This window comes from Corynebacterium tuberculostearicum (genome assembly GCF_022347235.1).
In the GTDB taxonomy this organism is placed as follows: Bacteria; Actinomycetota; Actinomycetes; order Mycobacteriales; family Mycobacteriaceae; genus Corynebacterium; species Corynebacterium tuberculostearicum_F.
Genome location: NZ_JAKRDX010000011.1, coordinates 1 through 19,586 on the forward strand (window position 1 = coordinate 1; position 19,586 = coordinate 19,586).

At 59.1% G+C, this 19,586-nt stretch carries 18 protein-coding genes and 1 tRNA gene; 15 read left to right on the forward strand and 4 right to left on the reverse strand.

The genetic code is table 11. The annotated features are described in order from the left end of the window. Window positions 1-124 precede the first annotated feature (124 nt). Window positions 125-210: transfer RNA gene (locus MHK09_RS07160), tRNA-Leu, on the reverse strand. 227 nt (window positions 211-437) lie between these two features. On the opposite strand from MHK09_RS07160, the gene MHK09_RS07165 reads away from it, so the two are divergent. Together MHK09_RS07165 and MHK09_RS07170 are read left to right on the forward strand one after the other, a co-directional pair. Continuing rightward, window positions 438-977: a YbhB/YbcL family Raf kinase inhibitor-like protein gene (locus MHK09_RS07165; protein WP_005324806.1), complete on the forward strand. Its 540-nt coding sequence runs from the start codon at window positions 438-440 to the stop codon at window positions 975-977. Then, window positions 977-1,369: a hypothetical protein gene (locus MHK09_RS07170; protein ID WP_005324805.1), complete on the forward strand. Its 393-nt coding sequence runs from the start codon at window positions 977-979 to the stop codon at window positions 1,367-1,369. Before MHK09_RS07165 ends, MHK09_RS07170 begins: the two co-directional genes overlap by 1 nt. Window positions 1,370-1,459: 90 nt before the next feature. Here MHK09_RS07170 and MHK09_RS07175 read toward each other — a convergent pair whose 3' ends face one another. Continuing rightward, window positions 1,460-2,575, reverse strand: a complete 1,116-nt coding sequence (locus tag MHK09_RS07175) for a quinone-dependent dihydroorotate dehydrogenase (RefSeq protein WP_250413091.1) — start codon at window positions 2,573-2,575, stop codon at window positions 1,460-1,462. A gap of 4 nt (window positions 2,576-2,579) precedes the next feature. Beyond that, window positions 2,580-3,626, reverse strand: a complete 1,047-nt coding sequence (locus MHK09_RS07180; RefSeq protein ID WP_250413092.1) for a YncE family protein — start codon at window positions 3,624-3,626, stop codon at window positions 2,580-2,582. 66 nt (window positions 3,627-3,692) lie between these two features. Here MHK09_RS07180 and MHK09_RS07185 point away from each other — a divergent pair, with 66 nt between their 5' ends. From MHK09_RS07185 to MHK09_RS07225, 9 genes are all read left to right on the forward strand, one after another. Beyond that, window positions 3,693-4,547, forward strand: coding sequence for an undecaprenyl-diphosphate phosphatase (locus MHK09_RS07185; RefSeq protein WP_250413093.1), 855 nt, complete (start codon window positions 3,693-3,695; stop codon window positions 4,545-4,547). A 25-nt stretch (window positions 4,548-4,572) separates the two neighbouring features. Then, a complete protein-coding gene (gene mshC, locus MHK09_RS07190) occupies window positions 4,573-5,811 on the forward strand; it encodes a cysteine--1-D-myo-inosityl 2-amino-2-deoxy-alpha-D-glucopyranoside ligase (RefSeq protein ID WP_250413094.1) in 1,239 nt (412 codons plus the stop codon). Window positions 5,812-5,835: 24 nt separating this feature from the next. Beyond that, complete coding sequence (locus MHK09_RS07195; protein ID WP_005324796.1) at window positions 5,836-6,219, forward strand: hypothetical protein; 384 nt, start codon at window positions 5,836-5,838, stop codon at window positions 6,217-6,219. 124 nt (window positions 6,220-6,343) lie between these two features. Then, window positions 6,344-7,066 carry an HAD family hydrolase gene (locus MHK09_RS07200; RefSeq protein ID WP_366511712.1) on the forward strand — a complete coding sequence of 241 codons (723 nt, stop codon included), beginning with the start codon at window positions 6,344-6,346 and terminating at the stop codon, window positions 7,064-7,066. Between the two features lie 52 nt (window positions 7,067-7,118). Beyond that, the gene (locus tag MHK09_RS07205; protein WP_005324793.1) at window positions 7,119-7,382 is read left to right on the forward strand and encodes a phosphoribosyl-ATP diphosphatase; all 264 of its coding nucleotides are present in this window, start codon (window positions 7,119-7,121) and stop codon (window positions 7,380-7,382) included. 29 nt (window positions 7,383-7,411) lie between these two features. Then, window positions 7,412-8,257 carry an ATP phosphoribosyltransferase gene (gene hisG / locus MHK09_RS07210; RefSeq protein ID WP_005324791.1) on the forward strand — a complete coding sequence of 282 codons (846 nt, stop codon included), beginning with the start codon at window positions 7,412-7,414 and terminating at the stop codon, window positions 8,255-8,257. A gap of 110 nt (window positions 8,258-8,367) precedes the next feature. Then, a complete protein-coding gene (gene aspA, locus MHK09_RS07215; RefSeq protein ID WP_005329649.1) occupies window positions 8,368-9,927 on the forward strand; it encodes an aspartate ammonia-lyase in 1,560 nt (519 codons plus the stop codon). A 353-nt stretch (window positions 9,928-10,280) separates the two neighbouring features. Beyond that, a complete protein-coding gene (locus tag MHK09_RS07220) occupies window positions 10,281-11,588 on the forward strand; it encodes an anaerobic C4-dicarboxylate transporter (RefSeq protein ID WP_179386511.1) in 1,308 nt (435 codons plus the stop codon). Window positions 11,589-11,726: 138 nt separating this feature from the next. Beyond that, window positions 11,727-13,394 (forward strand): formate--tetrahydrofolate ligase, encoded by a 1,668-nt coding sequence (locus tag MHK09_RS07225; protein WP_250413095.1) that lies wholly within the window; start codon window positions 11,727-11,729, stop codon window positions 13,392-13,394. Window positions 13,395-13,406: 12 nt separating this feature from the next. On the opposite strand, the gene MHK09_RS07230 is transcribed toward MHK09_RS07225, so the two are convergent. After that, window positions 13,407-14,237, reverse strand: coding sequence for a RecB family exonuclease (locus MHK09_RS07230; protein ID WP_250413096.1), 831 nt, complete (start codon window positions 14,235-14,237; stop codon window positions 13,407-13,409). Window positions 14,238-14,283: 46 nt separating this feature from the next. Here MHK09_RS07230 and MHK09_RS07235 point away from each other — a divergent pair, with 46 nt between their 5' ends. From MHK09_RS07235 to dop, 4 genes are all read left to right on the forward strand, one after another. Next, window positions 14,284-15,537, forward strand: coding sequence for a M18 family aminopeptidase (locus tag MHK09_RS07235; protein WP_250413097.1), 1,254 nt, complete (start codon window positions 14,284-14,286; stop codon window positions 15,535-15,537). Between the two features lie 28 nt (window positions 15,538-15,565). Then, window positions 15,566-16,402, forward strand: a complete 837-nt coding sequence (locus MHK09_RS07240) for a tRNA (adenine-N1)-methyltransferase (RefSeq protein WP_005324783.1) — start codon at window positions 15,566-15,568, stop codon at window positions 16,400-16,402. 85 nt (window positions 16,403-16,487) lie between these two features. Further along, on the forward strand, window positions 16,488-18,053 hold the full coding sequence (gene arc, locus MHK09_RS07245) for a proteasome ATPase (RefSeq protein ID WP_250413098.1): 1,566 nt from the start codon (window positions 16,488-16,490) through the stop codon (window positions 18,051-18,053). Next, a complete protein-coding gene (gene dop, locus MHK09_RS07250; protein ID WP_250413099.1) occupies window positions 18,050-19,582 on the forward strand; it encodes a depupylase/deamidase Dop in 1,533 nt (510 codons plus the stop codon). Before arc ends, dop begins: the two co-directional genes overlap by 4 nt. Window positions 19,583-19,586 lie beyond the last annotated feature (4 nt).

Below are 19,586 nucleotides of genomic sequence, written 5' to 3' on the forward strand. Positions count from 1 at the left end.
ACACACTCACCGAAGAAAAAATCTATTACAACAAGAAAGACAACGAACTTGACCCCCAACAGGGCAACTGAAAACGAAAAATCTCGAGGCATCGACCGGAACGATGTCTCGAGACTTCACATTGTGCCCGAGGGGGGACTTGAACCCCCACGTCCGTTAATAGGACACTAGCACCTCAAGCTAGCGCGTCTGCCATTCCGCCACCCGGGCAGGGTGTTTATCAGCCTCTCGGCTGGGCACTCCGATACTGTATCCTGCTCGAGGCTTGCTTTACAAATCGCCAGCGTGTGGCGTGAAAAAGCTACCGTTAACGGCGTGTGGAAATACATGGTTGTAAGTCTGGGTGGGGGCTTTCCATGTGTGCGGCAAAATATATGCAGGGTGCGGCGGTTACACCACATCGACAGCGGCTTGTGAGGTGGGGTACAAAGGGGTCTATGACTTCTTATGCAGATGATTCCCGCTTTCCTGGACCAGATCCTTACGCACCGCTACGCGATGTTCCTTCCTTCGTTCTCTCGTCTACCGATGTGGTGGAAGGAGACGAGCTGCAGGAAAAGCTCCGCGCCCCGGAGAGTGTATCGCCTCAGCTAGCGTGGTCCGGACTGCCGGAAGGCACTAAGTCCCTGGCCGTGACCTGTTTCGACCCAGATGCACCAACGGCTTCTGGTTTCTGGCACTGGGCGGCGTTCAATATCCCCGTCGAGGTAAGCGAGCTGCCTACCAATGCCGGCGCCGCGGAGGACTTGGGCATTGACGGCGTCATCAGCTTGCGCAACGATTCCGGCGAGCGCACCTACTTCGGCGCTAACCCGCCTGCCGGACACGCCCCGCACCGCTACCTCTATGCCGTCCACGCAGTTGACGTAGAAAAGCTCGACATCGACCCAGATGCTTCGCCGACCGTGCTTGGGTTCAACCTGCATTTCCACGCCCTTGGCCGCGCCATTTTGTGGGGCTGGTACGAGGCGAAGTAATGGCGAGTAGCTCTACTTCATCGCAGCCTAGCCCGCCGACGGCGCTGCGGGTGGGCGGCGCCTTCATGGTGGGCGCATTCGTGCTAGTGCTCTTTGCGTTGATCTCCGTTTTCACGGATGGCTGGGGCGCCGATTTCGAATGGACCTATTCCAAAGTGGCGATTATTGTCGCCGCGGTCATCGTCGGGGCCTTTAGTACCATGAGCAAAAGTCAGGCGGGTAGCCGCGCGCAGGTTGCCGCATTGGTCATCGCCATTGTGATCATTGCAGCCAGCCGTTTTGTGCCCGGCGATGTCTTATTTGCTCAACCGCAGTATTGGGTCGTGTTCTACGCCGGCTTCGCGGTGTTGTGCGCACTGGTTCTCAGGCGCAGCGCCATGTCGCAGACCTAGTTAACACCGCAAAGACAAAGGGGCCGCCTACTTCCTCTGCGTGCAGCAGGAGAAGTAGGCGGACCTTGTGTTGAAAAGCCTTGGGCTGGACTAATCCAAGGGCTTCCAGGGGAGGCCGGAGCCTACGGCCTGGGAAATATTGCTCAAACCGTGGGCACGGATTTGAGCGGCAATGCCGCGGTGGATATCGCGGATCCAGTCCGGTCCGCCGTAGATGAGACCGGTGTAGCCCTGCAGTAGGGAAGCACCGGAAGTGATGCGCTCCCATGCCTGTTCTGGCGTGGAGATGCCGCCCACGGAGATGAGAGTGAGCTGGTCGCCGACTCGCTCATTAAGGCGGCGCAGTACCTCTAGGGAGCGCTCGGCTACCGGAGGGCCGGATACGCCACCGGCACCCATGTCCTTTACCTCGGCAGCTGGGGTCTTAAGGCCCTCGCGGGAAATGGTGGTATTTGTCGCTACGATTCCGTCGAGCCCGAGTTCAAGGGCTAGGTCTGCCACGGCGTCAACGTCGGCATCGGAAAGGTCTGGGGCAATTTTCACCAGCACCGGAACCGCGGTGCATTCTTGCACGGCGGAGAGAATGGGGCGCAGCGATTCTACTGCTTGCAGGTCGCGCAGGCCCGGGGTGTTCGGCGAGGAAACGTTGACCACCAAGAAATCTGCCAAGTCGCCCAACACCGACGCGGAGCGGCGGTAGTCTTCTACAGCATGCTCGGCAGGGGTGACTTTGGTTTTGCCAATATTGATGCCAATGACATCGCTGTAGCGACGCTTGCGCAGGTTTTCCGCGGCGGCCGCTGCACCTTTATTGTTAAAGCCCATCCGGTTCAAGATGGCCTTATCGGCCTTCAGGCGGAAGAGTCGCGGAGCAGGATTGCCGGGCTGTGCTTGGGCGGTGACGGTGCCCAACTCTGCATAACCAAAGCCAATGGGAGTCCACGTATCAGCAGCCGCGGCGTTTTTATCAAACCCGGCGGCAAGTCCCAGCGGGCGGGGGAATTCTACTCCGAAGACCTCTTGGCGCAGCACTGGATCGTTGACCGGCAGGATCTTTGCCAGGGCTCGGTTGGCTGGCCCGGCGGCTTGGAGTCCGCTGAGCGCAGTGTTGATAATCTCGTGGATGCGCTCCGGGCTCAGTTTAAACATGCCCCGCAAGGCAAGCTGGTAAGCCTGCGCGCGCAATTGGTCAATAGTGCTGGTCATAGTGTTAAGACTCCTTCTTCAGGTGCGGGGCGTCCACGAACTGCAGCCCGTGGCCGGTGGCGGAGGCGGCGACAAAGGTGCCGTCGCCAAGCAGGGCAATATTCTGCGCATCCGGCACGGTGGAGAGATCTCCGCGCAGCTCTGGTACGCCTTTGCCAATTTCATAGGCATAAGCCTTATTGGTATCGGTGGCGCTCACCCACGCCAGATTGCGCTTATTATCCCAGGCTACGCCCCATGGGGTGCCCTCAACGTTGCCGTATTGATGCAGGCGGACGACGTCATCTGAGGTGTAGACGGCCAAGCGGCCGCCCTCGGTATCGGAGGCGAGGACCACGCCGTTATCGCCCACCGCGATGCTGCCGACTCCCTGGCCAACGCGCAGTCGGCCGCCCGCGCGATCATTCGTCCAGTCCACGTTCTGGATGGTGGAATCCTCTCGGTGGATGCGCACCACTCCGTCATCGCCCGAGGAATTGGGTACGGCCAATAGCTGGTCCGAGCCGGCTTCCACCTCGATATCTCCGTCGCGCTTTCCGTCCTTATAGATGCCTACCGTGGTGGAATCGGCCGAGGTGGCAAAGATCTCGCCGCTAGATAGCTGGGTGGCGGCGGTAACTGGGGAGTCCTCCTCCATGTGGACCTCCTGGGGAGAATCCGGTGATGCAGGATCGATGAGGAGAACCTTATCTGGGCAGGCGAGGACGAAACCCGACTCCGAAGAACTGAGGTCACCACACTCCGCAGAAATGTCTAGCGAGGTAGCCTTCTTCTCTTCAAAATCCTTCTGGCTACCGATGAGAAGCTCGTCTTTGGTGCGCACTGCTAGCGAGTCATCAAAGGCGGCAAGGTCAGTGATGTCTCCCTTAAGGTCGACCACAGTGCCTTCCGGATCCGCCTTAGCCGGGGAGGCCGCTGGGGTGGCATTGCCCTTGACCGCGGTCTCTGGATCGGCGCCCACGCCCACTTCGGGCTGGCAGGCGGCCAACGCGGTGGCGCTAAGCGCCAGCAAACTGGAAAGGATAAGTGCGGAGCCAGATTGAGATTTCACGGCTACTAATCCTAACAGCGCGCGTTGTAAAAACTCGAAGCCCAGTGCGGCTGTAGTGTGAAGCGGGTGATTTCTAATACTGCAACTGACGCTGTTTCTTGGGCGCAGGTCATTGTTTTGTCCATCGTGCAGGGGCTTACCGAGTTTCTTCCGGTAAGCTCCTCCGGTCACCTGCGCATTGTTTCCGAACTTTTTTGGGGCAACGACGCCGGCGCGTCCTTCACCGCAGTTATCCAGCTGGGTACGGAGCTGGCTGTGCTGGTCTATTTCGCCCCAATGATTTGGCAGATTCTCTCCGGTTGGTTCCGCGGCTGGGCCGATAAGTCCTCTCGTGGCCAGGACTGGCGCATGGGGTGGATGGTCATCGTGGGTTCCATTCCCATCGGAATTATCGGCCTCGCATTCGAGGATGCAATCCGTGGCGCCCTGCGCAACCTGTGGATTACCGCCGCAATGCTCATCCTCTTCTCCTTCGTCTTCATCGCTGCAGAAAAGATGGGTAAAAAGGAGCGCGGTTTTGACCAGTTGACCATGAAAGACGCCATTATTATGGGCCTGTGCCAATGCTTGGCGCTCATTCCGGGCGTTTCCCGCTCCGGCGGCACCATTTCCGGTGGTCTATTCCTTGGTCTGGACCGCGAGGTGGCCACTCGCTTTAGCTTCTTGCTCGCCATTCCAGCCGTGCTGGCTTCGGGCCTTTTCTCGCTTCCCGACGCCTTTTCTCCCGAATCCGGCCAGTCCGCCTCCGGCTTGCAGCTTCTCGTCGGCACCGGCATCGCCTTTGTATTGGGCTACGCCTCTATTGCGTGGCTACTAAAGTTCGTGGGCAACCACTCCTTCTCGTGGTTTGCCGCATACCGCATCCCGGTCGGCGTACTTGTCATGATCCTCCTGGCATTGGGAGTCCTGCAGCCGCTCTAAGGCACACCGCGTTAGGATGGTGGCTATGCATTCTTGGCCAATACCTTCCTTCCGCCCTGTGCCGGGTGATGCGGCACAGCTGCGCTTGTACGATTCTGCGAACCAAACCATCGCTCCCGTAGAGGTCGCAGGAGATACCGCCACCATGTACGTGTGTGGCATCACGCCCTATGACTCCACCCACTTGGGCCATGCCGCCACGTACCTGACCTTTGACCTCATCTACCGTGCGTTCCTGGATGCCGGGAAGAAGGTTCACTACGTCCAAAACATCACCGACGTCGATGATCCGCTTTTCGAACGTGCCGAACGTGACGGTGTAGATTGGCGTGAGCTCGGCACTTCTCAAATTGACCTCTTCCGTTCCGATATGGAGCTGCTCTCCGTTTTCCCGCCGCAGGACTATATCGGCGCCATGGAAGCCGTCGATGAGGTTGTGGAGATGGTGCAAAAGCTGCTTGATGTCGGAGCGGCCTACGTCGTAGACGATCCCGAGCACCCAGATATCTACGCCTCCATCGAGGCCACCGAGCGCTTTGGTTATGAGTCCAATTACTCTGCCGAAGAGATGCGCACCTTCTTTGCCGAGCGCGGCGGCGATCCCGACCGCCCAGGGAAGAAGAATCCGCTCGACGCACTCATCTGGCGTGCCCACCGCGAGGGCGAGCCGGCATGGGATTCGCCCTTTGGGCCTGGTCGCCCGGGTTGGCATATTGAATGTTCCGCCATCGCTACCAACCGCTTGGGATCAACCTTTGATATCCAGGGTGGCGGCAGCGACCTGAAGTTCCCACATCATGAGTTTTCCGCTGCCCACGCCGAGGCCGCCCTCAACGTTGAGCGCATGGCACAGTTCTACGTGCATACCGGCATGATCGGCCTCGACGGGGTCAAGATGTCTAAGTCCTTGGGCAACCTCGTCTTCGTTCACAAGCTCGTCGGAGCGGGTGAGGATCCCTCCGCTATCCGCCTGGGCGTCTTTGCTGGCCATTACCGCGACGAGCGCGACTGGTCCGACGAGGTGCTCGACGCCGCTAAGCGCCGCCTCTCCGCATGGCGGGAGGCCCTTGAGCAGCCGGGAAGCATGGCAGGGGCCGAAGAGGTCGTCGGTAAGCTGCGTGCCGCAATCGCCAACGACCTTGATACCCCGGCCGCGCTCGCTGCCGTGGATGAGTGGGCAGAGGCCGACCGTGGCGCAGACGAGGACGGCGCGGCCGATTTGGTTCGCACCGCACTAAATTCGCTCCTCGGCGTGCAGGCTTAGGCAAGATAGGGCAGTATCTACAGCATGAGCATTCGCGCCGATTTCCAGCCCACCGTAGATGAGTTCATTAGTGACCTGAAGTCCTTCGCCACCGGCGATTACCTCAAGGAAGAGGAAAAGGAGTTTTGGGAGGCACCGTTTGACGCCAACGTCCTCCCAGAGCTGCGCGGCCACCTTGAGCAGATGCTCGATGGGCTGGATGCTCTTCCGGACGATCCAGACGGACCACAGTTGGTCACCGTCTTGTCCAAGACCGTTCGTAAGTTGGCAGATTTTAATCGCGCTCAGCACGATGCCGTTCTCGAGCCAGAGGAAAAGGAAGAGCTCTCTGAGCTTATCTATAACGCCAGCGCGGCCACCGGAGCAGACGACGAAGCCCTGTCGCAGATTCCGGAACTGGACTTCTAGGTCCTTTCCTTCCGCATTAGTGAGTGCTAGTTTGCGCCATCCGCGCAGCCTAGCGCTCACCGCCGTGTGCCTCCAACGTGGACGGTGCCACTTTTTCCTGATAGAGAAAGCTAGCTTTATTCCCGTGTCGAACTCCACCGCCGCTTCCAGCCGGACTAAGCCCGCCGCCATCTTCTGGGATATGGATGGCACCCTCACCAATTCGGAGCCCCTCTGGGCGGAGGCAACGTTTTATCTTTCAGAACTGCTGGGCAAACGGCTCACTCCCACCCAACGCCTGGCTACTGTGGGCGCGACCTTTGATACCACCTTGGCAATCTGTGCGGATAATGCGGGGGTGACGCTGCAACCTGGTGACAGCGAGCGTTACCGCGCCCGAATGTTTGACTATGTCAAAGGCCTTTTTGCTCGCAAGTTGGAGATCTTTCCGGGAATTCCCGCCTTGCTCCAGGAGCTGAAAGCGGATGGGGTGCCCATGATGGTCACTACCAATACCGAGCGCAATGTCGCTGACGCTGCCATCACTGCGTTGGGGCGGCAGTATTTCGTCGATACTATCTGCGGGGGTGAGGTTCCTGCCGGCAAACCAGCACCGGATATGTACCGCGAAGCCGCCCGCCGCATCGGAGCAGATCCCGCAGAGTGCTTAGTTTTCGAAGATTCCGCAACCGGCATGCGCGCTGCAGTTGATGCCGGCTGTGCGGTGATCGGGCTGCCAGAAGATAACCAGGTTGAGATACCGCCAGAGATCACCGAAATTTCTCGCCTCCGCGATTCGCGGCATCTCGCTGGGGCTAAGGCCACCGACGTATATGAGTGGTTCGCTAAGATTTCGGCGGGGCAGTAGAAATTCAGAGTTCCCCTACATTCTCTAACTACCTGTGGAACAATAGGTAGGCGTGAAGAACTTTGAGACTCTTTTTACCGAGTTAGCCGAGAAGGCCGACCAGCGTCCAGCTGGTTCTGACACCGTTGCCGCGCTGGATAAAGGCGAGCATTTCATCGGTAAAAAGATCATCGAAGAAGCCGGGGAAGTATGGATCGCCGCCGAATATCAGTCCGACGATGAGCTGGCGGAAGAGATGTCCCAGCTGCTTTATTGGACTCAGGTCATGATGCTTAAGCGCGGACTTACCCCTGAAGACCTTTATAAGTACCTCTAGGTAACTCCCCACAGGATGGAAGGATCCGCATGATCAAGATTGCTGTACCGAATAAGGGCACGTTGTCAGAAGCTGCCGTGGAGATCCTTTCAGAGGCCGGTTACAAGGGCCGCGGGCATTCCAAGGCGCTCAACGTAGTGGATTCCGATAACGGGGTCGAGTTCTTTTTCCTGCGGCCGAAAGATATCGCCATCTATGTTGCCCGCGGGGTCTTAGACCTAGGCATCACTGGCCGAGACTTGGCGCTTGACTCTAAAGCGAGCTTTGATGAAGTGCTGCCTTTAGGCTTCGGCGGCTCCACGTTCCGGTACGCAGCCCCGCAGGGGGAGGAGTGGGATATCTCTCAACTGGTTGGGCGGCGGATCGCGACGTCGTACCCCAATCTCGTCCGCGCCAACCTTGCCGCACATGGGATTGAGGCCGATGTTATTCGATTGGACGGCGCCGTAGAGATCTCCATCCGGCTAGGCGTTGCCGATGTTATTGCTGATGTCGTGTCAACTGGTACTACTTTGCGTCAGCAAGGCTTAGCGCCGTTCGGGGAGCCGATCATTGAGTCCGAAGCTGTAGTCATTAAGCGCACAGGGGTAGAAGTTACCGAGGAAGAACAGGTAGTGCTCGACCGCATTCAGGGAATTCTGCACGCTCGCACCTATCTGATGATCGACTACAACATTGCTCAATCCAACCTCGACGCAGCCACTGGTATTACTCCAGGATTAACCGGTCCTACGGTGTCGCCGTTGGCGCGTGAGAACTGGGTGGCAGTGCGAGCGATGGTTCCGAAGAAGCAAGCCAACCAAGTCATGGACCGACTTTCCCAACTTGGAGCGGAGGCAATTTTGGCTTCCGATTTGCGCATCGCCCGCTTTTAGGGGGATCAATTTCTCTGGGTCGGCCCAAATAGATTCAGTCGTGGCTAACATTAGCGCTTGAGGTTACTCATTCGAATATAAGTCTCGACAGGCAAAGGAGCCGAGCCATCATGGCAAAGTCCTCTAAGAAAGAAGAAAAGGACACCAAGTCTGCAGCAAAGGACGTGAAGAAGAAGGAAGCTGACACTTCCACTCACGCCGCACAGCAGAAGGTGGCCGAACAAAAGGCACCTAAGAACTCCAGCAAGAAGACTCGCACCGAGACCGACCTTCTTGGCTCTTTGGAAGTTCCCGCTGACGCTTACTACGGTGTGCACACCGTACGCGCCATGGAGAATTTCCAGATTTCTTACGTGACCATCAACACCATCCCGCACTTCATTCGCGGAATGGTCCAGGTCAAGAAGGCGGCCGCCATGGCAAACCGCCGCCTGCACGTACTGCCGAAGAAGAAGGCTGAAGCCATCATCTGGGCCTGCGACCAGATCCTGGAAGAGGGCCGCTGCATGGATCAGTTCCCGCTGGACGTTTTCCAGGGTGGCGCTGGTACCTCGCTGAACATGAACACCAACGAGGTTGTTGCTAACCTCGCGCTGGAGTACCTCGGTGAGGAGAAGGGCTCCTACGACATCATCAACCCGAATGATGATGTGAACATGTCCCAGTCCACCAACGATGCTTACCCGACCGGCTTCCGCTTGGGTCTGCACGCAGCAGTTGATCACCTCATTGAGCGCATGGATGGCCTGCGTGCCGCATTCCAGGTCAAGGGCAATGAGTTCCAGGACATCCTGAAGATGGGCCGTACTCAGCTCCAGGATGCGGTTCCGATGACCTTGGGCGATGAGTTCAAGGGCTTTGCCAATAACCTGAACGAGGAGCAGGCATTGCTGCGCGATGCACAGCGCCGCCTGCTCGAGATCAACTTGGGCGCAACCGCGATCGGCACCGGCGTGAACACCCCGGCCGGCTACCGCCACCAGGTCACCGCAGCTCTGTCTGAGGTCACCGGCCTGGAGATGAAGACCGCCCGCGATCTCATTGAGGCAACCTCTGACTGTGGCGCTTACGTGCTGCTGCACGCCACCATCAAGCGCGCGGCGATGAAGCTCGCCAAGATCTGTAATGACCTGCGCCTGCTGTCTTCCGGCCCACGCGCTGGCCTGGCTGAGATTAACCTGCCTGCACGTCAGGCCGGCTCCTCTATCATGCCGGGTAAGGTTAACCCGGTTATCCCGGAGGTTGTGAACCAGACCTGCTTCAAGATCTTCGGCAATGACCACGTCGTCACCATGGCCGCTGAGGCTGGCCAGCTGCAGCTCAACGTCATGGAGCCGGTCATCGGCGAGGCACTGTTCCAGTCCATTCGCATCATGGGCAACGCCGTCGATGCCCTGCAGGAAAAGTGCGTCACCGGAATCACCGCCAACCCGGATGTCTGCCGTGCCTACGTGGAAAACTCCATCGGTATCGTCACCTACCTCAACCCGTTCATCGGCCACCACAACGGTGACCTGATTGCCAAGGAGTCCCTGGAGACCGGCAAGGGCGTCAAGGAACTCGTCCTGGAGAAGGGCCTGCTGGATGAAGCAACCTTGAACAAGGTCCTGTCCGTTGAAAACCTCATGCACCCAGAGTTCCGCGGTCAGCTCTTCATCGACGAGGACTAAAGTCGCGGCTTTTGAGAAGCAGTAGGGCATAGCGCCCCGCATCTTAGGCCCCCGCGGTCTTTGCCACTTTCACTTCATGAGAAGGAAAACTGGCGAAGGCTGTGGGGGTCTTTTGACTGCATGGAATTGGCGGTAGCTAGTTTCCTTTTACGTCCCTGTGCTGGGCGAATGCGGAGAAGGATACCGACCATCTTATAGCGAGACGCATAATACATGTGGGAATCAACACAAACGGACAATTCGAGTGAATAAATCGACGTGACAGGTGCAAAATAGAAGATGTTGAGGACGGCATGCACTCTGTGTGGAGATGCGTGCCCTTAGTTTGCATACAGAGCGTATGGAGTATGTCCATGGTTATTGTTCATATAGTCATCGTTCTCGCCGCCATTTTCTTGGGCGCGAGGATTGGTTCAATTGGTATCGGCATGGCCGGCGGCCTCGGTGTGTTGGCCCTTGGTCTCACCGGTGTCCCCATTACTAGGGAAGACATCCCGTTCGACGTCATCGGTATCATCATGACCGTTATTGCCGCCATTGCCGCAATGCAGCGGGCTGGTGGCATGGACTACCTGGTGCACATCGCAGAAAAGTTTCTGCGCAAGAACCCGAAGCGGATTACGTTCTACGCGCCCATCGTTACGTGGTTGATGACGGTGCTGGCCGGTACCGGCCACACTGCGTTTTCCACGCTGCCGGTCATTGTTGAGGTAGCTAAAGAAGGCAAGGTTCGCCCCTCACGCCCGCTTTCCATTGCGGTAGTTGCCTCCCAGATGGCAATTTGTGCCTCGCCTATTTCTGCCGCAGTGGTTCTCCTAGCCAGCCTGTTGGAGCCGGCCGGAGCGGGCTATTTGCAGGTACTGGCGGTCGTCATTCCGGCAACGTTCCTTTCTATTTTCCCAGCTGCGTGGATTGCTAATAAGTTTGGCAAGGAGCTGGAAGATGACCCGGTGTACCAGGAGCGCAAGGCGCAAGGCCTGGTTAAGGAGCCACTTGGCGCTGAAAACTTCCAGCCGCAGAAGGGCGCCAAGGCCTCTGTTCTGGTTTTCCTGGTAGCCATCGTCATCGTGATGGCATGGGCCACGCTGACCTCGGAGCAGGTCGGGCTCATCGCCGAACCAACCCTGCCACGTAATGAGGCCATTATGACGGTTATGCTCACCGCGGCCACCATCATCGTCATGATGACGAAGATCCCGGCGGGGGATGTTCTCAATACCCCGGTATTTAAGTCCGGTATGTCCGCATGTATTTGTGTGCTCGGCGTTGCTTGGTTGGGTACTAGCCTTATTAACCACTACATGGACGATATTCAGTCCATGGCTGGCAGCGTTATTGAGTCCTCGCCGTGGCTGCTCGCGGTGGTCTTGTTCTTCGCCGCAGCGCTGCTGTACTCGCAGGCCGCTACGACCAAGGCCCTGATGCCAGCAGCCCTGGCTCTGGGCGTAAGCCCCCTTACCGCAGTCGCTGCTTTCCCAGCCGTCTCGGCACTATTTATCCTGCCGACCTACCCAACGCTGCTGGCAGCGGTGGAGATGGACGATACCGGCTCGACTCGAATCGGCAAGGCTGTATTCAACCACCCATTCCTTATCCCAGGCACGGTCAGCATCGTGGTTTCTGTCCTCTTGGGCTACGCATTCGGCCTGGTCATCCTTTAAAAGAAAGCCACCGAGTCCACCCACAAGGCGCCCTGTAGGGCGCCTTCTTGGATCGCAGCAAGGACGGGCAAATTGATTCACTTCACTTTCTTGGAAAAATGCGGGTTATTTAACTTGCGAGCTCGGTAGGCTAAGAACATGACTACTCAGCCATCCGATGTTGAAATTGCCCAAGCCCACCACCTCCAGCCAATCGCGGAGATTGCGGCCAAGGCGGGCATTCCTGCCGACGCCGTGATTCCCTACGGCACCACCAAAGCCAAGGTAGATATCACCAAGGTGGACTATTCAAAGGAAAACCAGGGCAAGCTGGTGCTTGTCACCGGCGTATCGCCCACACCTGCCGGCGAGGGCAAGTCCACCGTGCTCATCGGCCTTACCGACGCCCTGGATCAGCTGGGCAAGAAGGCCATCGTTGCCTTGCGTGAGCCCTCCCAAGGACCAGTCATGGGTATTAAGGGCGGCGCGGCTGGCGGCGGCTATGCACAGATTGTCCCCATGGAAGACATCAATCTTCACTTCACCGGCGATTTTCATGCCATTACCTCTGCAACCAACACCCTGGCCGCCATCATTGATAACCACATCCACCAAGGCAACGCCCTAGGCATCGACCCGCGGCGCGTGACGTGGCAGCGGTGCATGGACGTCAACGACCGTGCCCTGCGCAACGTGGTGACCGGCCTGGGCGGGCCAGCTCACGGTGTGCCTGCAGAAACCGGTTTCACCATTACCGCGGCCTCCGAAATCATGGCCATCTTGTGCTTGGCCACGAACCTCGAGGACCTAAAGAAGCGCCTCGGCGATATCACCATCGGCTTCACCTATGATCAGCGCCCTGTTACTGCGCGTGACTTGAATGCGGAAGGTGCGCTCACGGCGCTTATGCGTGATGCCCTCAACCCCAACCTGGTACAGACCCTTGGCGGCGTGCCGGCCTTGGTGCACGGTGGGCCATTCGCCAATATTGCGCACGGCTGCAACTCCCTGCTGGCAACCCAAACCGCGCTCCAATTTGGCGATATCGTCTTAAGTGAGGCCGGCTTCGGTTCGGACCTAGGTGGCGAGAAATTCGTCGACATCAAGGCGCGCTTTGGGGACCTAGATGTTGCCGGTGCCGTGGTCGTTGCCACCATCCGCTCGCAGAAATACAACGGCGGTGTGGCCAAGGATAAGCTCACCGAGGAAGACCTGGATGCCCTCAAGGCGGGCATAGTCAACCTAGAGCGCCACGTAGAAAACCTGCGCAAGTTCGGGATCAAACCGGTAGTAGCGCTCAACCTCTTTTGGTCCGATACCGAGGCAGAACGCGAGTTCATGCGGCAGTGGGCCGAAGACTTCGGCGTGGCCTTGGAGGAAGCCAACGTGTGGTCCGAGGGTGGCGCGGGCGCTACCACGCTGGCAGAGACCTTGCTGGAGAACCTGCAGGGAGGCGCCAAGCAGCTCTATGATCCGCAAGAGGGAATCGAGGCCTCCATCGAGACCATCGCGCGCGAGATCTATCGCGCAGACCGTGTGGAATACGGGGCAAAGGCGCTCAAGGATCTTAAGTACATCCAGGACAATGGCTGGGACAAGCTGCCCGTGGTGATCTCTAAGACGCAGTACTCCTTCAGCGACGATGCCTCCGCCCTAGGGGCGCCGGAAGGCCATACGCTGCACGTGCGCGAATTGCTGCCGCGCACCGGTTCGGGATTTATCGTCGTGCTCACGGGCAACGTCATGACGATGCCGGGGCTGCCGAAGAAGCCGGCGGCCAATAATATCGACGTCGATAAGCAGGGCACCATTTCGGGCCTTTTCTAGGCAGGTGGGGCGCTAGTCCTTTGCGTCCGCCGCGGAACCCGGCCAGCCCGGGTACTGCGGTGGAGTGCCGCCAAACTCCGGACAGAGATCCTGGTGGGCGCACCAGCCGCAAAGCTTAGAGGGCTTCGGGCGGAAGTCCCCGGCGCGCCCATCGGCCTCAATTTTGGCCCACAGCTCGCCGAGATCGCGCTCGAAGTATTCGAGCTCCTCTCGGTTAGGCATAAGAAACATCGAGTCCAACACCTTGAGATACATCAGGCGCAACTGGTGGGGAATGGTGCCTAGAATGCGCCAGTAGACCAGCGCATAAAAGCGCATCTGGAACTGTGCATCGTGGGAATAGCGGGGCAGGGGCTTCTTGCCTGTTTTATAGTCCACGACCCGGACCTCGCCGGTTGGTGCGCGGTCCACGCGGTCGATGAAGCCGCGGACGGGGACGCCATTGGGCAGGACCGTGTTGACGTACATCTCGGTTTCTTGGCAATCAAAGCCTTGTGGATTTTCCATCTGGAAATAGCCTTTGAGCAGTTGCCTGGCAGCGACGAAGAAGTCGTAGGTGTCTTCTTCTGGCACGAGCTCAAGCAGCTCATCATCCTTGGAGGTCATCTCTGCCCAGGAGGGCTTAATCATCTTCACCGCAGCGGGATAGGTCCGCTCTTCGCGCGGCAGTTTGTGCATCTCTTCCAGGACGGCATGCACGAGGGTTCCTTTGACCTGCGCGATGGTCTTGGGCTCGGGCAACTTGTCAATGGCGCGGAAGCGATAGAGCAGCGGGCACTGCTTATAGTCGGAGGCGCGCGAGGGCGACAGGGCGAGTGGGCGGGGTGTAGATGAAGTAGCCATGGTGTATCTAGCCTATCGCCGCGCGATTCGTGGCAAGCTAGAAGGTATGAGTTATACCGCAGATTTCCTAGATTTCATTGCTGCTTCTCCTTCTTCGTACCACGCTGCCGATGAGGTATCCCGCCAGCTGAGCGCGGCGGGTTTTGAGGTACAGGATGAGGGAACGCAGTGGTCCGCTGCGCCTGGCGGCCACGTCATGGTGCGCGGCGGCGCGGTAGCAGCATGGTACGTGCCAGAGGGTGCAGATAAGAATTCTGGTTTCCGCATCGTGGGGTCCCATACAGATTCGCCGGGCCTGGTGCTGAAACCCACGCCGGACTTTTCCGCGGCCGGCTGGCAGCAGGTGGCAGTAGAGGTCTATGGTGGCGCGCTACTGCATACCTGGTTTGACCGGGAGCTGACCGTGGCCGGGCAGATTGTCACCAAGGATGGCACACGACACCTGGTCAATACTGGCCCGGTACTGCGCCTTCCGTCCCTTGCCATCCACCTCTACCGCAAGGATGAGTTTAAGCCGGATCGCCAGCACAACATGCAGCCGGTTCTGAGCGTCGGTGACCCAGAGGCATCGATCTTGCAGGTAGTGGGGGAGAAGGTGGGCGTCGCCAAGCAGGATATTGCTTCCTTTAACCTGATTACGGCCGATGCTGCTCGCGGCGAAGTCTTTGGCGCGGGCGAGCAGTTCATCGCGGCCGGACGCATGGATAACCTTTCTTCCGTACATGCCTCGTTGGCAGCGATGAAGAAGGCCGCCGAGGAATATCAGGGCAAGGATATCTTGGTCATGATGGCCTTTGACCATGAAGAGGTGGGCTCCAGCTCGCGCTATGGTGCGGGCGGTCCCATCCTGGCGGATGTACTTACCCGCACGGCGCGGGCGCTGGGGGTCAACGAGGAGGAACGCTTTCAGATGTTCTCCCGCTCGAGCTGTGTCTCGGCCGATGCGGCGCATTCGGTGCACCCAAACTACGTGGGCAAGCACGATCCCACGCACCATCCGATCGTTGGCAAGGGCCCGGTGACCAAGATCAACGGCAATCAGCGCTATGCCTCCGATGCCACCACGGTGGCGCTGTGGGAAGCAGCGTGCGAGAAGGCAGGCGTGCCAGTACAGCGCTTTGTGGGCAATAACGATGTGCCCTGTGGCTCGACCATTGGTCCCATTACGGCGACGCGTCTGGGCATCGACACCGTGGATGTGGGCGTGCCCATGCTGTCCATGCACTCGGCGCGGGAAATGGTGGGCGAGCGGGACCAAGTATGGCTCGCGCAGGCACTTGAGGCATACTTGGTGGGATAGTAACCGCAACCTCGAGGAGTCTTGAGACATGGCTTATTCCGGCCCCTTTGCTTATGGCGACCGCGTGCAGCTTACCGACGCCAAGCGGCGCCACTACACGGTCATTTTGGAAGAAGGAGGCCAGTTCCACTCCCACAAGGGCATCATTAACCATGACGACATCGTGGGTATGGACGAGGGCTCGGTTATTGAGTCCACGCTTGGCTCCTCCTTCCTGCTTTTCCGCCACCTGATGGTGGACCACGTGCTGTCGATGCCGCGCGGTGCCGCGGTGATCTACCCCAAGGATGCGGCGCAGATTTTGGTAGAGGGCGATATCTTCATGGGTGCGCGCGTGCTCGAGGCCGGTGCCGGTTCGGGTGCGCTGTCCATGTCGCTGCTGCGCGCCGTGGGCCCAGAGGGGCATGTGTATTCCTATGAGGTGCGCGATGATCACCTGGAGTATGCGGTAGATAACGTCAAGGAATACTTTGGCGAGCAGCCCGAGTGGTGGTCGCCGCGCCTCGGCGATCTAGGCGATGTCACCGCTGAGGACTTGGGCGGTCCGGTCGACCGCGTGATCCTCGATATGCTCGAGCCCTGGGAACACTTGGAGACCGTGCGCGATCTTCTCATCCCGGGTGGTGTCTTCATGACCTACGTGGCAACGGTGCCGCAGTTGATGAAGGTCATGGAAGGCATCCGTGAGCTCAAGTGCTTTACCGAGCCCAAGGCCTGGGAATCTCTGGTGCGCGAATGGAAGGTGGAAGGCCTGGCTACCCGCCCGGAGCACCGCATGAATGCGCATACCGCCTTCCTTATCTGGACCCGCCGCCTGGCCGATGGCGTCACTCCGCCGCGCCCGCAGCGCCGCGCCCGCAAGTAGAGCTGGAAATAGGTTCACCTCAGCGCCCAAAATTTAAAGCGCAACTGCCCTCTTTCGCCGACTGGGCCGCGTTAGAGTAGTGGGCATGGATGAAGCCACGGACTATAAGCGGCAGGTCAGCCAGCTTGCCGCCCGCAATCAGAAGTTGGCGGCCTTATTAAAAGAATCTCGCGTGAAGCTGGAACAGCTCTTTGCGGAGGTCAATGCGCTGGCCGAGCCGGCATCGACCTATGGCGTTTTCTTAGGCTATTCTTCTTCCCACAGCGAGGTGGGAACCACCGCGGAGGTCTACACCAACGGCCGTGTGATGCAGCTAAAAGTCTCGCCCAACGTGGAACCAGGCAGCCTAGCAGCCGGCCAGCAAGTTCGCTTGGGCGATGGCTTCGTAGTGGTGGAAGGGTGCGCGCCCGAGCGCACGGGCGAGCTCGCCACCGTGGTAGAGCGCTTAGGAGATCACCGCCTCATCGTGGCAAATTCCTCCGGCGAAGAAAAAGTGGTGCTGCTATCGCAGGCACTGCGCGAGGAAGCCCGCGTGGCAGCAGGCGAAATTGTGCTCGTTGATCCCAAGGCTGCCATCGCGCTGGAAAAGGTGGAAAAGACGGAGGTCTCCCAGCTCTCCCTTGAGGAGGTCCCCGATGTGCGCTACGAGGACATCGGTGGCCTGGACGAACAGATTTCCCAGATCCGCGATTCCGTGGAACTGCCGTTTATCCATCCGGACCTCTATCACCAATACGAGCTACAGCCGCCTAAGGGCGTCCTCCTCTATGGCCCGCCAGGTTGCGGTAAGACGCTCATCGCCAAGGCCGTGGCCCATTCCTTGGCGCAACAGTTGGGCAGTGATGGGCCGAGCTATTTCCTCAATATCAAGGGCCCAGAGTTGCTCAATAAGTATGTAGGAGAGACGGAACGCCGCATTCGCCTCATCTTTGAGCGCGCCCGCGAACTAGCCCAGCTCAGCGCTGATCGGCCGGTGGTCATCTTCTTTGATGAGATGGAATCCATCTTCCGCACCCGTGGCTCAGGCGTGTCCTCGGATATGGAAACCACGGTGGTGCCGCAGCTGCTTACGGAACTCGACGGAGTAGAAAGCCTTTCCAATGTGATAGTCATCGGCGCGACCAACCGCGAGGAGCTCATCGATCCCGCCATCATGCGCCCCGGCCGGCTGGATATCAAGATCCGGGTCAACCGCCCGAATAAAGAGGGCGCCCGCGAGATCTTTGCCCGCCACTTTGCAGAATCCGTGCCGCACCAGGGCACGCTAGAGGAACTCATCGGCGCCGCGGTGGACGAGCTTTATGCTGATCGCCCCTTTGTGCAGCTGCACTTTTCCAGCGGCGAGCGCGAGGTATTGCACTACCGGGACTTTGTCTCCGGCGCGATGATTGCCAATATCCTCTCCCGCGCCAAGACGCTGGCTATTAAGGACGAACTGCAACAGCGTGCGGGCAGTGAGCAGGGGATAGGCGGGCGCCACGGGGGCATCGCCAAGCAGCATTTGCTCCAGGCCATCGCGGCCGAGCGCGCCGAATCCGAGTACGTGCCCACCTCTACCAACCCGGAGGAGTGGACCAAGATCATCTCCCAAGACCATGCAGGTGCCCGCGTTGAGCGGGCGGAGCTACTGACCGCTAGGAGGAGCGCATGAGCCGCGTTGTAGGTACCGAGACCGAGTACGGCATTGCCACCCCGGAGCTGCCGGAGTATTCGCCCATCATTTCGTCCACGCACGCCGTGGTAGCGTATGCCGCGCTGCACACTGGGGCGCGCTCGCGCTGGGACTTTGCCGAGGAGCACCCGCTGCGCGATTCCCGCGGTTTCGATCTCAAGCGCTACCAGACAGTTCCCGTGGTGGATCCCAACGCCATCGGGGTGGCCAATGTGGTCACGGCCAATGGCGCGCGCTTCTATGTGGACCACGCGCACCCAGAATATTCCGCCCCAGAGTGCACCAATGCCTGGGATGCCACGCTTTACGACGCCGCAGGGGACGCCACGCTCCTGCAATCAGCAGCGGCCGTAGCGGGGCTTACTGAGCAAGGAAAGTCCGTGCTCGCCAATCACGACCCGTGCCCTGCCTTGCGTTTCTACAAGAACAACGTGGATGGCAAGGGCGCGTCTTATGGCTCACACGAGAACTATCAGTACTCCCGTGCCACGGATTTTGACACCATGGCGCAGGCCCTTATCCCGTTTTTCGTGGCCCGCCAGGTAGTCATCGGCGCCGGGCGCATGGGGATCGGCGAGTTTGGCGAGGAGCCGGGATTCCAGATTTCCCAGCGCGCTGACTATATTGAGCAGGAAATTTCGCTGGAGACCACCCTTAATCGCGGCATCATCAATACCCGCGATGAGCCGCATGCGGTGCACGCGGACTATGGGCGCCTCCACGTCATCATTGGGGACGCGAATATGTCGCAGACCTCCACGCTGCTCAAACTAGGCATGACCTCGCTGGTGCTCGATGCGATTGAGGAGGGTGTGGACTTTAGCGATCTCCGCTTGCAGGATGCCGTGGCGGAGGTCCCCCGCGTCAGCCGCGATCTCTCCCTTCAACATCGCCTCGAGCTTGCCGACGCCCGCCAGCTCACCGCCCTAGAAATCCTCGCCGAATACCGCGCTCGCGTCACCCCACGCACCGACGCAGACCACAAGGTTCTCGCGGCTTGGGACGAGGCAGTTGCACTATTGGCGGAAGAGCCCATGCAGGCCGCGCACCTGTTGGATTGGGTGGCGAAGTATCGCTTGATTAAGGGCTACCTCGACCGCGGTATCGATCCGGCAGACCCTAAGCTGCGGCTCATTGACCTGCAATACGCGGAGATCGATCCGGCAAAGTCGCTACACCACGCGCTGGTGCGTAAAGGCCAGATGCGGCAGCTCTTTAGCGCTGCAGAGATTGAAGACGCCGCCAGCACCCCTCCGGAGGATACCCGCGCGTATTTCCGCGGCCGAGTGACGCAGAAATTCGGCGAGGACATCATCGCCGCGAGCTGGCAAAGCCTCACCGTTCGGGCAGGCGAGACAACCGCGGCACCCTGGGCCACGGTTCCGATGGATGAGACCACCGGCCTGACCCGCGCCCAGTGTGAGGAGATCATCGACACCGCACGTACGGTGGAGGATCTCCTCCAGGGACTCACTGACAGCGGGATTCAGCCCGAGTACCGTAATTGATAAC

Coding starts and splice junctions, on each gene's coding strand:
- MHK09_RS07165 (WP_005324806.1), top strand. CDS start 438: ATGACTTCTTATGCAGATGATTCCCGCTTTCCTGGACCAGATCCTTAC.
- MHK09_RS07170 (WP_005324805.1), top strand. CDS start 977: ATGGCGAGTAGCTCTACTTCATCGCAGCCTAGCCCGCCGACGGCGCTG.
- MHK09_RS07175 (WP_250413091.1), bottom strand. CDS start 2,575: ATGACCAGCACTATTGACCAATTGCGCGCGCAGGCTTACCAGCTTGCC.
- mshC (WP_250413094.1), top strand. CDS start 4,573: ATGCATTCTTGGCCAATACCTTCCTTCCGCCCTGTGCCGGGTGATGCG.
- MHK09_RS07195 (WP_005324796.1), top strand. CDS start 5,836: ATGAGCATTCGCGCCGATTTCCAGCCCACCGTAGATGAGTTCATTAGT.
- hisG (WP_005324791.1), top strand. CDS start 7,412: ATGATCAAGATTGCTGTACCGAATAAGGGCACGTTGTCAGAAGCTGCC.
- aspA (WP_005329649.1), top strand. CDS start 8,368: ATGGCAAAGTCCTCTAAGAAAGAAGAAAAGGACACCAAGTCTGCAGCA.
- MHK09_RS07220 (WP_179386511.1), top strand. CDS start 10,281: ATGGTTATTGTTCATATAGTCATCGTTCTCGCCGCCATTTTCTTGGGC.
- MHK09_RS07225 (WP_250413095.1), top strand. CDS start 11,727: ATGACTACTCAGCCATCCGATGTTGAAATTGCCCAAGCCCACCACCTC.
- MHK09_RS07230 (WP_250413096.1), bottom strand. CDS start 14,237: ATGGCTACTTCATCTACACCCCGCCCACTCGCCCTGTCGCCCTCGCGC.
- MHK09_RS07235 (WP_250413097.1), top strand. CDS start 14,284: ATGAGTTATACCGCAGATTTCCTAGATTTCATTGCTGCTTCTCCTTCT.
- MHK09_RS07240 (WP_005324783.1), top strand. CDS start 15,566: ATGGCTTATTCCGGCCCCTTTGCTTATGGCGACCGCGTGCAGCTTACC.
- arc (WP_250413098.1), top strand. CDS start 16,488: ATGGATGAAGCCACGGACTATAAGCGGCAGGTCAGCCAGCTTGCCGCC.
- dop (WP_250413099.1), top strand. CDS start 18,050: ATGAGCCGCGTTGTAGGTACCGAGACCGAGTACGGCATTGCCACCCCG.